This is a genomic window from Ignavibacteriota bacterium, assembly GCA_019637995.1.
Taxonomy (GTDB): domain Bacteria; phylum Bacteroidota; class Ignavibacteria; order Kapaibacteriales; family UBA2268; genus JANJTB01.
Window position 1 is genome coordinate 725,439 of sequence record JAHBUQ010000001.1, and the last position, 15,883, is coordinate 741,321.

Here is a 15,883-nt window from a genome sequence, read left to right on the forward strand (position 1 = left end):
AAAATTATTTTTTATACAAATCAGTACTTTCAAAGATTTTATCTGCTGATTTTGCTATAAATCCTGAATATAATTTACCGTTTGAATCAGTGTATCTTTTGGCAAATTCATAATAGCACCCTGTGATGTCAAATTCTCCTTCAAGAAAATGACCTTCGAATAATTCAGACTTGATGCTTGATTGCTCAAGCAATTCTTCAGGTGTTCCTTTTATTTCGCCACCAGAATCATTAATCAAAAATCCCTTTGATTTCAGTAATTCATTTACTTTTTGAATAGTATCATATTTCTTAAGATGATTTACACTAACTGTAAAATGATTTGCCGCAAATCCATTATAATAGACCCATGCGGCATATTCTGACTCGCTTCTTAATGCTTCATATACTTTGTAGGATGGCACTCCCCATACATTTCCCGAAAAAATTAGATTATTGGAATTGATAAGTTCATTCGGCATTGCTGATACCAAACCGTTAACAGTATTTTGGAGAAAATCACTGAATTCCTCTATCTTTAGTTCACTAATAAATACTCTTGGTGAATCGGCTATATCAGGATTTTCATAATGCTTGGCTAATAGCTTTTTTTCAGGAAATTCATATGACTGAATATATTTATAGCCGTTTTTTATAAATACTTCTCCAAGTTTGTCAATATTAATTTTGGGATGATTAAACGTCCTGAATGCAATGTGGTCATTGATGATTTCTTCACCTTCTGACTTGAATAAATCATATACATTTTGAACTGCAGGGTTTTGGGTTGTATAAATTTCCCAAAGTTTTTCAAATATCAAATTCAAATTCATATTATAATTATCATAAATTTTACAAAAAAACTAAGACGAAGCGATATAATTATTAATTTCAAAAATGTCTGATGTATTTATAATATTTTGAGATTTTTTTCATTTTTATGTGTTACTATGATTGAAAAGTTTGTTATTTTTGAAAAAGTATTTTGAAATAGGTAATAAATCATGAAACACAAAATGTTTTTATTCGTGGCGGCTTTGGTGCTGCTATTTTCTAACTCAAATCCGGTATGTGCCGTAGAGATTACGGTAAACTGGAGGACAATTATTGATTCTACACAAATAAACGACCTTAAGTTTATGCCGGGTGAAGAACAATTTATTGTAGGCACTGGTTTTGATGTTCAGGTTCGCTCTTGTGAAGATGGTGGTAAAGTTAACGTGTATCCTTTCGGAGCTTGGAGAATTGAGTTCACACCTGATAGTAACAGAATTGTTTCAATTTTACCTATATACGGCTATAAAACATTGCAATTACGCAATGTGAATGATATGAGTTTAATAAGCGAATATGTTATTCCTGAAGATGAAGAAGGTTACGGAGTTTCTTTTTCTGAAATGAAAGTTGACCCTGTCAGACCCTACATTTATACTATACTAAAAGGGGATAAGGATGTTATTGGAACTTGGGTTCGTTACAGAAAAATACTGATATTTGACAGGGAAACCTTGCAACCAGTTGGAGAACTGACAACAGCAGAGGACGAAAAACTGTTGCTTGTAAATCTTGCGGTTTCCAATGACGGCAAGTACTTGGCAGTAATGAATGAAGGAAGAGTATCTAAACTTATGGTTTGGTCGCTTGATTCTCGGCAGAAGATTGTTGACAAATATATTTCCGACCCATCAAGTAAAGAATGGAGTGATCCGGCAGATGTAAAATTCTCTGAACTGAATACTGACAAAATATACTTTACAGGACAGTTTTATCAGGAATTTGGTAAAGAAACTTTTAATGGGTTATGTATTTACAGTATAAACGAGAAAAGAATAATTGATTCAACTTTTGCTTTATCAAAAGAATTTTATGCAGGTCCTATTAATATAGTATTTTTTGACAATGAAGCCAAAGTGCTTGGTATGGCAAATGGCTTTTTAAGAATACTTGACTTTCAAAGCAAGTCAAAGATATTTGAAAAAAGTAATATTGAAATAGGGGTTCCATCAGCATATAATGCAATTTATAACCAGATCACTAATTACTTTATTGGAACTAGTTCTCGTTCGATTACAAAATTCCAATATCAGCCTGGTACCGATGTACTTGAAAATAAACCACAAGAAATAATATACCCAAATCCTACTTCTGGAATTGTTAATATTCCTTTAAATTGTATAAATTCAAGTAAATATGAAATATACAATACAAGCGGGCGATTGGTCAATTCAACAGAAATTACTGGAGCGACAAACAATCTGCTAACAATTGACTTTACGCAGTATCCTTCTGGCGTATATTCTGTAAAAGTTTATTGTGGGAAAAATGTTTTGAATTATCAGGTAGTGAGAGGGGAGTGATGAATCATAAATACGATAAAAAAGTAAATATGCCGTCAATATTTAATAAATTATTGGAGTTATTAAAATGCAAACAAGTGAAATGCAAATCAGGTTAATAGAAAAATTAATTTTTGCTACTGAAAAGCAAATATCGGATGTGTATGAGTACTTCTTTAAAATAAAAAGGAAAGACACACATACAAAAAATGTAGAAATTGACTCGCAAAATAAATTTTTTACAGGCAAAACACTTGCAGATTCAGAGTTTATTGGTATTTGGGAGAATAAAAATATTAAAGATTCTTTAGCTTTTGCTGATAATTTGAGAAATAAAGCCCAAAATAGAAATATATGATATTACTTGATACCGATATATTAATTGATATACTCATAAATTATAGCCATGCAATAGAGTGTCTCTCAATTAGATGACAAAATCGCCATAAGTGGGTTTACTGCCTTGGAACTTATTCAAGGTTGTGAGAGTAAACAAGAAGTCAGTAAAATTCAGAAATTTATTTCAAAATTTCATATTATTTGGCTTGATGCAGAATCTTCAAATCAAGCAGTTGAATTATTTGCTAAAAATAAATTAAAAAGTAATATCGGATTGATTGATATTTTAATAGCTCAGGTTTCAATTCAATCAGGTTTAGCTCTACACACATTTAATATCAAACACTATAAATCAATCCCAAATATTGAACTTATTCAGCCATATAAAAAATGATTATATTATACTTTTTATTCAATGATAATTCTGCAATATCAGGTGGTGAGAGGGGAGTGAAAATAATATTTTTGAATTAACGTTTTAGTTATTAAAATAAAACTATTATAGGTATAGATATGAATGTTGCTGTTGATAAAATAAATCTACGGAAATCTAATAAATCGTTATCTGATAAACCTGAGAAATCAGATAAAAGTGGAAATCTGTCGAAACATTTCGGTAAGTTGCGTAGAAATATTGATGGTTTGAAGTATCAACAAGAAGTCAGAGCAAATGAAAATTGATTTTCTTGCGGATACAAATTTCCTGATATATGTACATGAAGGAAATGATATTGTAAACTATTTGATTGATTACTAATTTGGAATATCTTTTATTAGCGAGGTAGAATTACTTGGTTACAAGGGTATTACCAAATCAATTGAAGCAAAACTTCGCTCATTGATAAATGACTGCTTTTATTTTGAATGGAACACACAAATCAAAGATACAACAATTAATTTAAGAAAAAAATATAACATAAAACTTCCTGATGCTATTATAGCCGCCACTTCTATTAATTACGAATTGCCTTTAGTAACAGCAGATAAAAGATTTACTATGATTAAGGAACTTGACTTATTAATCCTTGAAATATAGTAAAAATTGTTTTGCATTATCAGGTAGTGAGAGTGGAGTGAGATGTTGCATTTTTTCAACTCTTTGGAGTTGAAAACTCGACTCTCATCTCTTGAGAATTCCTGTACCCTGACTACTGCACCCTGTACTCAAAAACACATTTAAAATTAGATAATTTAAAAAACTATGATATTATTCATCACCAAATTTATTCTTATTGAGTACTTTCATCGTGCTGTATGACATTACCGAAATCACGATTGTCCAAGCTGCTACCATAAATATAATTCCCAAAGTTGTAAATTCGCCGCTCATTTTTTATCCTTGTGTATGATAAGTAAATTTGTGTTTATTTAGTTTCCAAGCTTTGTAAACAAGCCATGTAAAGCCTGCATAAAGGGCTATCATCATTAATCTTGCACCCCAAAGATAAGGAACATTCTCAACCGGAACTTTTTCCATCAGTAAAATTGGAATTGCATCTTCAATTGTCCAATATACAAGTATGAATCCGATATATAGAGGTGAAACATATTTAATTACATAATAGACAATTCGTGGAATTTTAATATCAGCCCCCTTGTTTATTTCTTCCCAACCTTTATCCATACCATAAATCCAAGCAAATACAATTACTTCAGATAATGCAACAATAACGAGTCCGAACGTACCAGCCCAATAATCAAGCTCATCAAGGAATCCGAATTTTAGGAAAAGTACTACAAATTGAACACATACAAAAATACAAATTCCAATCACAATTACTGCTTTTTTATGAGTGAATCCAAATTGCTCTTTCAAAAATGAAATTATCGGCTGAGCCATCGCAACAGATGATGTTATACCGGCGAAAAACAGGAGAAAGAACCATATAAAACCAAGAAAATTACCAAATGGTAAATTCTGAAAAACGACTGACATTGACACAAAACCTAAATTAAAGGCGCCGCTTTGAGCTATTGAAGTTGCAGCTGTAAGACCGAAGAATGCTACAGCTATCGGAATAGCAATAGATCCACCAAGAACAACCTCAACAAATTCGTTTATTGATGCAGTACTTAGTCCGCTAAGAGCTATATCATCATTTTCTCTGAGATAACTTGCGTACGCCTGAAGTGTACCCATACCTACGCTGAGAGTAAAAAATACCTGACCAGCGGCAGCGAGCCAGATTTTTGCATCTGATAATGCAGAAAAGTCAGGATTCCAGATAAATGCAAATCCTACCCAGACATTGTTTTCAGGTACTGACGGGTCGGGAGTTCCAATAGTAAATACATAAACTGCGAGAAATATACCAAATAAAAGTAGTAAGGGCATTGCAATTTTTGCAAATTTTTCGACACCTCCTTTTATTCCATGGTACAACACATAAAAATTAGCACATATTGTTATGATTAAAAATAAATAAGCAACACCAATCCCATCAAAGTGCCCGGTTTCAACTCCCTGATAGCTATTAAGAAATGATGCCATGGAAGAGAGAGAGTCATACTGAAAATACTCTTTAGTAAGTGAGAAATAAGCAAAACCCAAAGTCCAGGATTCGATATAGCAATAGTAAATCATCACTATAGTTGAAACAAAAAGTCCTGATACGCCTAAATACTTAGCAAATGGATGATTCCACATTACATCAAACATACCGGGCAATGAACCGTGATTATGTTTGCCGCCGAGCCTTCCTGTAGCCCATTCAATCCACATTAGTGGAATTGCTAAAAGTAAAAAAGCTACAAAATACGGAATCATAAAGGCTCCGCCGCCATTTTGAGCTGCCTGCACAGGAAATCTTAAAAAATTGCCAAGACCAACTGCATTACCTGCCATAGCAAGTACTAATCCAATTCGCGTACCCCAACGTTCTCTTTGCATAATCTGTGATATTATTTTGGAATAAAAAACACAATTTTGAAATAACTTATCAAAATTGTGTATCTTAAGAATTTTAAAGTATAAATATTTTTGAATTATACCAAATTTTTTGATTTTATTTTGTTAATACAGCTAAATAATTTCTTTTTCCTCATCAATAAATTTTACACCATATTGCTCTAATTCATCAAGTATTGGATTGTAAACTTCTGGTTTAACGGGAATTACTACACCTGAAGCTTTAATTTCTCCGGTTAAAAATAGTTTTATAGCAATAGCCAGCGGAGTTCCAACTGTAATAGCCATAGCAGTATGTGTTCTGTCTTTACCAATTACAACAAGTGAGGATTTCCGTTCAAATTTTTTTCCACCAAGTTCATAAATGAACTGATGCTGCATAACAACCATATCGAGCTCCTGCTCCGCAAGCTGCCATTTTTTTTCAATAACAGATTGCAGAATTTTTGCAGCGGATGCTCTTTTTAGTTTAATAGGTTCATCTTCAAATAAACCTAGCCATTGCATTTTTTGAAATTCATTACTTTCTTGCGTAATTCCAAGATATCTGCATAAATTTTCTTCAACAGATAATTCGGGATTCTCTGGAAGAAATGAGTCAACAAAACTCCTGTTTGTTAGTTCTTCAGAGTTTTCCAATATCAGGTTATCATCCGTAAGACCGATTTTAATAAAACAGTCGAATGCATCTGAATAACCCGGTCGCCTCATCGTACCACGAAATAATGTCTGTATTCCATCTAAACCGTAAATATCTTTATACAGAAATGAATCTCTGTTTGCATAAACTTCAAAATCACCATAATCAAGAACTTGCACAATCTCGGTTCGGCTGAAAAGCTGCTGATAGGGAATATACTTAACTTTACCATTATGTAAAAATCTTGCTCCTGCCTGCCCTGCAAGAATGACATTGCGGGCATTCCAAGTAAATTTATAGTGCCATGGATTGTTGTCAAATTCCGGGGCAACAAGCCCGCCTGTATTGGATTCAAAATTGATTAATTTACCACCTTTTGAGCGGATTTCATCAATTATTTTCATAGCAGACATATGGTCAATTCCCGGATCAACTCCACATTCATTCAAAAATAGCAGTCCTGCTTCCCTAACCTGCTTACTTAATTTCTGCATAGTTGGTGATACATAAGATGTTGTGAACATGTGTTTTTTCTGACGAAGACACTCACGGGCAACTATTGGATGATATTTTGCAGGAAGTAGCGAAACTGCAACATCACAATCAGCTATAAGCTCGGGCAGCTTTTTGATATGTGCTGTATCAAATTCTAAAGCAACGGCATTCGGATGTCCACCGATTTTTTTCTGGGCATCTTTAATGTCAAGAGCTGTAACAGTTATTTTTAAATTAAATTCATCGCTTGTATCAAGCAAATACTTAATCAGACTGGATGAAGACAGTCCTGCACCCAAAATTAAAATTTTTTTCATTGGTTTTTTCTCAATATAATTACTTATTTATAGAAACTCCGAAAGGTATTTATAGTCCGGAGTTAATTGTCCATTTAATAATATTAACGCTGATTTTATTGGTAGAGGTAATTTTATTGCATTAAAATTTGCATTGAAGTCTGCTTCAGCAATTTCAGGGATGAAATCACTTAAAGCGTTAGAGAAAGAAATTGAAGACTCTCTTGGAAGTTCACTTGGCAAAATATCTACTGCCATTACAAGCACACCGTCGCCATCAAATCCCATTACTGAAGTTTGAGTTGATGGATTATAAACAAACACAGGGTCTTCAATTTCTGTGCCTTTGTGTGTGCATTCGATTGAGCCCTCGGGGTCGCAAGTAATATCACCAATTACAGCAAGTTTCAGATGATTGCTTTCGAATAAATCTTTCAGAAGATCTTTTGTAATTATTCGAGGATATCGTTCATCCCAATACATCCCATTTACTACGCAAGACAATTTGTGTAAATAGCGATGAAATTTATCTCTGTAATCAGATGGATTGTCATAATAATCCTGAAGTTCAAATTCACCTGAAATCTTTTCAACTAAGTCTTTTTCCTTGAATACTACTTTGTATAAATTGTGTTTATCAACTTCTGCTGTAAGAATTTCTTCGGGAGATATTTCTTGGTAGGGAAGAAGGTCGAATATTTCCCATGCTCCTCGGCTCACGTTGCCATAACCTGTAAAAGCAGTTATAAAAGGCAGAACTTCATCAGGAAGACCATCTTTGCGTATCAGATCACCAACTCTTCTAACATCTGATATAGCATCATCAAGTGACTTGTAAGTATGAGCTTGTCTAATATTCAAAAAAGGGGTATTTATTCCAAGTCTTGAGTATCGTTGTCCCAATGACCAAAGAGTATTTATCATACCAGCAAGTCCGGCAAATCTTCCAAAAAATATCAGACGTCTTCCGGCTTCATCTACGATTTTTTCGTACTCAATCAAATTGCAGTTCAGCTCAATTAATCGCTTCAGCATCGGCATATTGTAGCCCTGACCTTTGATTACATGTGAGAAATAAATATAAGTCTTTGTAGGGAGAAGTTTTTCTACAGGTATTTCTTTGACCCCGAGAATTATATCGCAATCGTCAATGTTGTTTACAACTTTGGCGCCGACTATTTGATATTCTTCATCACAAAAAATTCTTTTTCCACTGCTTTCAATCTTAAATTCAATTTCATATTTTTCAGTAAGTGATTTAATATCATCAGGTATCAGTGGAACTCTTTTTTCCGATAAATACTTATCTTCGTGTCTTATGCCGATTTTTTTCATCATAATATTAATTTTTATTTATTTTGCTAAATCATACACTTCAAAAGTAATAATTTTAAACAAAATAATAAACTAATATCGCAATTATCTTACTTTAAGAGTATATTTATTATTTTCTTAGTATTACAAACTCTGTACGGCGATTTTTTGCTTTACCTTCATTCGTATCATTATCGGCAATCGGTTCTGTTTCACCAAATCCTTTAGATGTAACTCTGTTTTCTGAAATACCTTCTTTGATAAGAGCTTGTTTTACAGCATCAGCTCTTGATTGCGATAGCTTCATATTGTGATTAGGGTCACCGGTACGATTACTTGAATCAGTGTGTCCCCTCAGCTCAATCGCCATTCCGGGATAAAGTTTCATCATAGAAGCTACTTTTTTAATTGCCTTAGCTGACTCGCCCTTTATTGTGGATTTATCACTGTCGAAATATACAGCAAGAAGATTGATGAAACCAATATCAGGCAGGTTGTTGATAGATACAGTGTCAGAAATAACTTTATTCTCAAGACATAATGACAAAACAATCTTGTGGTCGCCAAAATCAGGTTGTTCAAATTCAACAACGTAGAAATATTCGAATCTTTTGTATAAATCATCAAAAGCAAGTTTGAACTCATCTTTTTGATATATGTGATGATAAATTCCTCCGGTTCCATTCGAAAATTGTTCCATAAAGCCTTTGTTTATTCCATACCCAAAATCCACAGCGCAAACAATAACATTATTTTCAATTGCTTTTTTAATTACATCATTCACAGGAAATTTTGACGAATTATCATGTCCATCAGTAAATACCATAACAACTCTTTGCATCGCATTATCAGCTTTTGCAACTTCTTCAATTGCCAGCATAGTAGCATCTGAAACCGCTGTCATGCCACCGAAACCTTCAAGACCATTTCGTTTCATACCGGCAAGAAGAATTGATTGGGATGTGGTCAGAGGAACCTCCAGAGAAACTTTGCCGTCATATTTGATAATTGACATAGCGTCTGTATTCTTCATAGATTTGATTAAATCTATCGTTGCATCCTGACAAGCAAAAGCTCTGTCGCTTCCCATCGAACCGCTAAGGTCCATAACTACAGACAGTGCCATTGGTTTGCGGTCTTTTATAGTGCTCTCGCGGACAGTCATTTTTTCAAGTGGAACTTCAACTCCGTTAGTAATAACTGTTCCTTTACACCATTTCTTTAACCAGTCGGCTGTTGCAGCTCCGGTCATATAAAAACTTGACTGGTCAATAAAATGTACATACATTTTCACTTTGTCGGAATTCTTAGCTTCAACACGTGATATGATTACTTGCGGTTCCTTTATTTCATGGTTCTTAACATCCCTGACATCTACAATAAATTGTGGATTGTAGCCGGGAGGCGGTGCCAAATCAGGCAAAACAGCTTCTTTTTCACCTTTATATACCTGGCAAGATGAAACTATTAATAATAAAACTGCGAAAAGAGAAAATGCTCTATTCATTACATTAACCTTCTTAATACTTTTGATTATTCTAAAAATGGAATTTGTTTATACTTAAAAATAATAATATTTTTTTAAACAACATAATTTTAAATTAATTATTTGAATAAATATTTTTTGATTTTTCTTTGCAACGAAATTTATATTAATGTGTAATTATTATTAAGTGAAAATATTATATTTTTGCTATTATTATTTATTTAATGGAGCTATAATGAATAGAATAATTTTGACTACTTTTATAATTTACTTAAATATTTTTTTTGTTGCCAATGCAGTAGAAAACAATACTTTTTATGGCATTGTTCATGATTCTGAATTATCAACAGATGATATAAATTCAATTTTGAGAAATCATGACTTCCGGGTAGCAGTAAAGATTGATAGTATTATAATACTCAAAAGTAAATATGAAAAACAAATAATAATAAATAAACTTGATAAGATTTCAATTTTTGACAAGAGCAGACTTGACCCGGAATTGCTTTCAAATAATGATTTGTTAAATCAAATTATTAATTACAAAGTTAATCCAGAGTATGAAACAGAATTTCTAAAGGAAATTGAAAGTCACAATTGTTCTTCAGGGTGCGGCTGTATTGATAATCATAATCAAAAAGAAATTTCTGAAAAACATTCTGAAATTCCGATATTTCAAAATTTATCAGGTAAAAGAATTCTTATGTGCTATAAAAATCCCTGGGAACTTTATGACACTGAGCAATGGAAAACAGTACTTGAAAATCTTGACATTCTAAAAATATATATTGGCGATATAAATGAGCGGGTTAATGAGGAGAAAGCCCGTGCTTTGATATCATCTTTGATTAATAACAATATAAAAATTGCAATAGAAGTAGGTGGCTTACTCGACTGGCACGCCGATAAAAGCGAACAATCTGCTGAAGCATCATTTGCTCAGGAATTTGCAGCGGTTGAGCCACTCATAAACTTAATTAAATCAATTTCACCAGATAAATCAATTGATATTCTTGATTTTGATGGACCAATTCGCAGAATGTTATTTCCTAATAACAAAATGCAGGATTATCATACATTAAAGAGTGCGATGGATGAACTTTTTGAAGTATTAACCCTTTGGAAAGATGCTATACCTGATATAGAGATTAATTTGCTTACAAATTTTCCTAATTGGGCATGGGGCAATACGCCTGCATATTTCAGCATAGACGGTAGTTCTAATGGTTATGGACAATATCAGAGTATTATGAATGAACTAAGGATGCGAAATCGCGATAACAAGTATAAATTTAACGGATTGACTATTGATAATCCTTTTGATTATGCTATTGGTATTGCTCAGACTAATCAACCCGAACTCATTGAGAGTGTTGATTGGTTGAAGCGAATTGGTGAACTTGAAAAGAATGCCCGGAATTTAGGGATGAAAGTAAACATGATATTCAATTCAAATGGTGCTCGTTCAGATTCTGCATATTATACACAGACACTTAAGTACATTGATTTATATCTCGATAGTGTTGGGAATCCTGATGGACTATGGATACAGTCATGGTATGACAAACCAAAATATTGGTTGCCTGAGGATGAGGATTACACTATGACAAATTTAGTCAAAAATGCTTTACCATATAAAGATATAATTATAATTGACTCAAACATGACAAGTGAGTATATGCGTGGAACTTCAACAGCTGCTATTTTTTTTGTAAATAATACAACAGCTAAGAATTCCGGAGCTCCTGCATGGGATTTGATTAAACAAAATTCTGCAATTGCAAATATTGCAGTTAATCTTGCCTGGTGGACTGATGTTGCAGAAGCTTTCGGGCATGATAAATCATTTGAAATTCAAATTTATGGCTATGATAACCCTGTCACTCAGGTTGATTTTGACCCAACCGAAGGTTATACAAGTTTATCAAGTAATGACAGCAAATTTCAAATTCCGATTATGGAAAAATTAGGATATATTAATGGAAATATTATTCAGAGAATGAGAAAGTTTTCACATGATTTACGAAATGAAAAAGAAACTGATTGGGCATTCTGTGCATTTATTTTGGAAGGATCATTTTCTGTACGGGCTCACGCTTCATTAAAAGGTCCATCAACTGTCCTGACGAGAGGAAGTACAACTAATGGCTTCACATTCACACATGAAGTCGGGCATATTTATGGCGGATTTGATGAATATTGGGAATTCGATTATGCTATGATAAGAAGTCAGCAATCACGAAACGGTGCTTCAAACGGCAATTTTCACTGGAGAAATTATCCGGTACAACCCTCTATGATGGCATCTAGTTTTTCAGGTGGAATTTCATATTATACTGCAGTTCATCTTGGACTTGCTGAGAAAGTGAAATTCACAAAAGTAAAGGTTAATCCACCCGAAGCTATTTTTGAAGTATCATATTCAAATTCGTCAAATAATTTTCTAACACCCACCCGCTACCAAGGCGATGTTGATTTTCATTGGGGTGAAGGTATGAGAATAAAATTAGAAGCCCTACCAAATGCCTTTGCTTCCAATTTAATTTGGGAATCACCAAAGTGGTCAGTAAGCAGCTCTTCAATCTATGAATTTACTAAGAATAGTACAACTCCTGAAACTATTAATCTTGACTTTCAGATAAGTGACAAACCATCTGAGGAGAATTACAAATATTACCATGTTGGTAATGCTCTTGCTTCACCGGATATTTATTCAATAACAAGTTTCGGCAATTTTTATGGTTTTGGAGGCTCACGTGGTATCTCCGTTTGGGATGGAAGTAATCGGGTAATTCTTGATTACGAGTCACCAGATGGTAGGACAGTTGCACCAAGAGAGTCAAGAGCCGGAGCCGTGGATGATAACGGAAATTTTTATTTTGCTACAACCGCAGGTGATGTTTTGGCTTATGAATATGGTCAAAAAACTCAGTTTTTATCTTCAGCTGGAACATCCTTCAGAATGGTTTCCAAATCAATGGATGAAACCCTTTGGGCTGGCGTTGGTGCAGACGGACGTGGCTCGAAAGATGAAGTATCACCGTCGGGATTGCACTATTACAGCGGGGACCGTTTTCAAGTTATGAGAACTGACAACTCAAACATTCCATCAAATCATGTTTCCGGCTTAGCCATTAATTCAAATGGCAATTTGCTTGTTTCATTCTTTGGTGCAACTGATGAATTGAGTGGACTTTATGAATATGACTTTCAGAATAAATGGCAAAATTTTTCAAGTGAGTTATCCGGAAAAAAAGTCAGCAAACTTAAACAAATTGAGAATGGCGCAATCGCTTATCATAATAGTGGAATTTCGATATTATCGTCAGCAGGAATAATAAATCTTCAGCCGAATTTGCCTGCGAATTCTAACATATTTGATTTTTCTGTTAATAAGGCAGGTGAGATATTTTATGCTACAAATTTAGGTGTATTTGTGTTTGATTCAGATAATGTACTCATAAGAAATTACAATTTAAATAATTCAAGTATTGTATCAAATATAAATCATTCTATAGATGTGAGCGATGACGGCAAAATTCTTATTGGTTCAAATAATGGAGTTACAGAAATAAGCCGAAGTTCGGCTGTAAGCGTTCGTAATAGTGATGCTATCTCAAAATTTAAATTATTAGGTGCTCATCCAAATCCTGTTCAAAATAATAGTGCAAATATTGTTTTAATATCAAACATTAACGGCGATGGTATTGTTAAAGTATTTGATTTAAGTGGGAAAGTATTACTTATTGGAACTCATGCTATTTACGAAGGATTTAATAAGCTTGTTTTAAACTTGAATTATGTTGATTCCAGATTATTATTTTATTCTGTATCAATAGAAAATGAAATTAAATTTGGGAAGATATTGATTGACTATGAAAAGTAAAAATTAAAGCATAAAGAGTGATATTGAAGCCAGACTTTTTAATTTAATAACCACTTAGGCACAAACTAACTCAATAAAAGTCAAAAAAAAAGCGTAGAGTTTTTGGCTCTACGCTATTTAAGTGATTAGTGAATATGTTGTTTGGGCAACAATTTCTTATCTGATAACATTAAGTTGTTTTGTTACAACACCATTCATTGTTTGAATCTGAACAAAATAAGTACCATTTGCAAGGTCACGAACATCAATTGAGAATTCATAGAATCCCTGATTTTGTGAAAGCCCCTGTGCAATTGTATTTACTAAAGTGCCAGTTGTGTTGAACATTTTAATAGTAACAACTTCATCTTGTGGTAACTGATAGATGATAGATGAAACATTGTTGGCAGGATTGGGATAGATATTTACATCAAGAATCCACTGATGTCCTGTTTCCACTGAAGCAGGTGATTTTCTTTCATATAGTTTGTTGATTGGGTCGTATTCAGCCCATGGTAAGTCCCAACGCTCAGCAATAACAGGACTGAAAGCACCACGGTAAGGAACTCTGTCGAAAAATGGGTCGTCAATTTTCACAACATCATTACCATTTGTGAATGATGCATTATTCAGGTAATTTGCATTTGATAGAGGTACTGCATTGAATGCATTGCCAACATAAAAAGGATTTGAAAGAGCTGCATTATTTGGTGTTGAAACATCAGCATAGTTGTTATAAGCAGCAGTTTCAAGCCAGTTTGCAGGAATACCCGGAGTTGTTCCGTCAAGTCTTAAAGTTTGTCCTTTTATACCGAACATACTGTTATTTCTGAACAATAATGAATCGCGTGAAGCAGCAAGCTGACCTTGTGCTGATAAAATTTCAATACCGCGGGGCCAACCGGCAATTACTGAATTAAATATAGAAGTACGCGCATTACGACGAATCTGAGCTGCAGCACCAAATCTTGTATGATAAGTATTTGGAGCGGCGCCTGTAGCAGAAGCAGTCCAGCTTGTATCTTGCAATGGACCAATTGCCGTTACATTCGAGAATACAGGAGATGTAAGAGGCAAATTATAATTTCCTGATGAGTTATTATCAGTTTCCCAAGTTTGTGATGTTGATACGTCTGCACGGTCTTTATGCCTTTGCGTCAATGCAAACTGAATTCTTCCACTGAAACCATTGTCGCAATCCAAGTCATCATCAAGAGTACCTGTTGCAATAAGGTATTTAGCATCAGCAGTACCACCGAACCATTCGTAAGCATCGTCATTTGCATAGCTTACGTGGATATGACTAAAGAAAGTACCACGTCCAACGCCGCCCATTGTCAAAGAGTTTAATTCCTGATTAGGAGCGGCGGCAATACCTGCAAATTCAATTCTTAAATATTCATAATGTCCACTATTATCGTTGTCATCAGGATTATCTTTTCCACCGAACCAGCCACGCACACCTGCTGCATCGGCAATACCACCTTCTAACTGAGCTTCACCGCCCGGATGATTTGTTGATGCTTTACCGCAAATAAGCAAGCCACCCCAGTCTCCACCACGTCTTTGTCCGGGAGCTGCAGAACTTGTCATAACGATTGGGTCTTCTTTTGTACCTCTTGCGAATAATTTACCACCACGATTAACACAGATTGCTGAGTTCTGTCCTACTGTATCACCAATTATTATTGTACCGCGTTGAATGTGTAATTCACCACCATCATCAACATATACATAACCGTCAAGACCATAAATTTTAGTTCTTGAAAGAAATACTTTACCCTGAATAGGGTCTTTCAAAACTGAGTCAGGAGCTGTTACCTGTGGCTGTTCGATTGTAAACGGATTGTCGTTTCTATCCTGAACTGCTTCATTGAGAGTGCCGTCAGGATTGACAAGTATCATTCTGACATAACCGGAAGTTGTAGCAACAGCCGGAGTACGGAAGCCACCTGCATATCGGCCACGACGAGCCGCTGAGTCAAGAATATTTGAAGCAGCCGGAAGATTAGTCCAAGGACCATCTGCAGATGTAGCAAACTGGAATGTCCAGCGGGCACCTAAAGTTCCGGTAGTATCCCATACCAAGTCAATAGAAACACCAGGGCGATATACTTCACCGCCGGCAGGGTTTATCAGTCTTACAGAAGTTGGCTGTGAATAAGCCACAAGCGTTACAGCAAAAAATGCTATTACAAAGAGAAAAATACGATTCATCGGAAAATA

Annotated in this window: 12 protein-coding genes; 6 read left to right on the plus strand and 6 right to left on the minus strand. The window is 34.4% G+C overall.

Annotation, left to right across the window (positions count from 1 at the left end):
* Nucleotides 1-4: 4 nt before the first annotated feature.
* Nucleotides 5-811, minus strand: coding sequence for a DUF1338 domain-containing protein (locus KF896_02860; protein ID MBX3042633.1), 807 nt, complete (start codon nt 809-811; stop codon nt 5-7).
* Nucleotides 812-982: 171 nt separating this feature from the next.
* On the opposite strand from KF896_02860, the gene KF896_02865 reads away from it, so the two are divergent.
* The 5 genes from KF896_02865 to KF896_02885 all read left to right on the plus strand — a co-directional run bounded on the left by KF896_02865 (nt 983) and on the right by KF896_02885 (nt 3,689).
* Nucleotides 983-2,335 (plus strand): T9SS type A sorting domain-containing protein, encoded by a 1,353-nt coding sequence (locus KF896_02865; GenBank protein ID MBX3042634.1) that lies wholly within the window; start codon nt 983-985, stop codon nt 2,333-2,335.
* 67 nt (nt 2,336-2,402) lie between these two features.
* Nucleotides 2,403-2,672, plus strand: coding sequence for a hypothetical protein (locus KF896_02870; protein MBX3042635.1), 270 nt, complete (start codon nt 2,403-2,405; stop codon nt 2,670-2,672).
* 105 nt (nt 2,673-2,777) lie between these two features.
* Nucleotides 2,778-3,047 carry a type II toxin-antitoxin system VapC family toxin gene (locus tag KF896_02875; protein ID MBX3042636.1) on the plus strand — a complete coding sequence of 90 codons (270 nt, stop codon included), beginning with the start codon at nt 2,778-2,780 and terminating at the stop codon, nt 3,045-3,047.
* Nucleotides 3,048-3,166: 119 nt separating this feature from the next.
* Nucleotides 3,167-3,334 (plus strand): hypothetical protein, encoded by a 168-nt coding sequence (locus KF896_02880; GenBank protein MBX3042637.1) that lies wholly within the window; start codon nt 3,167-3,169, stop codon nt 3,332-3,334.
* Nucleotides 3,335-3,416: 82 nt separating this feature from the next.
* The gene (locus KF896_02885) at nt 3,417-3,689 is read left to right on the plus strand and encodes a PIN domain-containing protein (protein ID MBX3042638.1); all 273 of its coding nucleotides are present in this window, start codon (nt 3,417-3,419) and stop codon (nt 3,687-3,689) included.
* A gap of 297 nt (nt 3,690-3,986) precedes the next feature.
* Here KF896_02885 and KF896_02890 read toward each other — a convergent pair whose 3' ends face one another.
* The 4 genes from KF896_02890 to KF896_02905 form a co-directional block, all read right to left on the minus strand.
* Nucleotides 3,987-5,555 (minus strand): sodium-dependent transporter, encoded by a 1,569-nt coding sequence (locus KF896_02890; protein MBX3042639.1) that lies wholly within the window; start codon nt 5,553-5,555, stop codon nt 3,987-3,989.
* Between the two features lie 120 nt (nt 5,556-5,675).
* The gene (locus KF896_02895) at nt 5,676-7,013 is read right to left on the minus strand and encodes a saccharopine dehydrogenase NADP-binding domain-containing protein (GenBank protein MBX3042640.1); all 1,338 of its coding nucleotides are present in this window, start codon (nt 7,011-7,013) and stop codon (nt 5,676-5,678) included.
* Nucleotides 7,014-7,040: 27 nt separating this feature from the next.
* Nucleotides 7,041-8,327, minus strand: a complete 1,287-nt coding sequence (locus KF896_02900) for a hypothetical protein (protein MBX3042641.1) — start codon at nt 8,325-8,327, stop codon at nt 7,041-7,043.
* Between the two features lie 109 nt (nt 8,328-8,436).
* Nucleotides 8,437-9,813 carry an OmpA family protein gene (locus tag KF896_02905; protein ID MBX3042642.1) on the minus strand — a complete coding sequence of 459 codons (1,377 nt, stop codon included), beginning with the start codon at nt 9,811-9,813 and terminating at the stop codon, nt 8,437-8,439.
* A 214-nt stretch (nt 9,814-10,027) separates the two neighbouring features.
* On the opposite strand from KF896_02905, the gene KF896_02910 reads away from it, so the two are divergent.
* Nucleotides 10,028-13,678, plus strand: coding sequence for a hypothetical protein (locus KF896_02910; GenBank protein ID MBX3042643.1), 3,651 nt, complete (start codon nt 10,028-10,030; stop codon nt 13,676-13,678).
* Nucleotides 13,679-13,834: 156 nt separating this feature from the next.
* On the opposite strand, the gene KF896_02915 is transcribed toward KF896_02910, so the two are convergent.
* The gene (locus tag KF896_02915; protein MBX3042644.1) at nt 13,835-15,874 is read right to left on the minus strand and encodes a T9SS type A sorting domain-containing protein; all 2,040 of its coding nucleotides are present in this window, start codon (nt 15,872-15,874) and stop codon (nt 13,835-13,837) included.
* Nucleotides 15,875-15,883 lie beyond the last annotated feature (9 nt).

What these genes read in the sequence shown, in the direction of transcription:
- KF896_02860 (MBX3042633.1), bottom strand. Translation starts at nt 811, where the DNA reads ATGAATTTGAATTTGATATTTGAAAAACTTTGGGAAATTTATACAACC.
- KF896_02865 (MBX3042634.1), top strand. Translation starts at nt 983, where the DNA reads ATGAAACACAAAATGTTTTTATTCGTGGCGGCTTTGGTGCTGCTATTT.
- KF896_02870 (MBX3042635.1), top strand. Translation starts at nt 2,403, where the DNA reads ATGCAAACAAGTGAAATGCAAATCAGGTTAATAGAAAAATTAATTTTT.
- KF896_02880 (MBX3042637.1), top strand. Translation starts at nt 3,167, where the DNA reads ATGAATGTTGCTGTTGATAAAATAAATCTACGGAAATCTAATAAATCG.
- KF896_02895 (MBX3042640.1), bottom strand. Translation starts at nt 7,013, where the DNA reads ATGAAAAAAATTTTAATTTTGGGTGCAGGACTGTCTTCATCCAGTCTG.
- KF896_02900 (MBX3042641.1), bottom strand. Translation starts at nt 8,327, where the DNA reads ATGAAAAAAATCGGCATAAGACACGAAGATAAGTATTTATCGGAAAAA.
- KF896_02905 (MBX3042642.1), bottom strand. Translation starts at nt 9,813, where the DNA reads ATGAATAGAGCATTTTCTCTTTTCGCAGTTTTATTATTAATAGTTTCA.
- KF896_02910 (MBX3042643.1), top strand. Translation starts at nt 10,028, where the DNA reads ATGAATAGAATAATTTTGACTACTTTTATAATTTACTTAAATATTTTT.
- KF896_02915 (MBX3042644.1), bottom strand. Translation starts at nt 15,874, where the DNA reads ATGAATCGTATTTTTCTCTTTGTAATAGCATTTTTTGCTGTAACGCTT.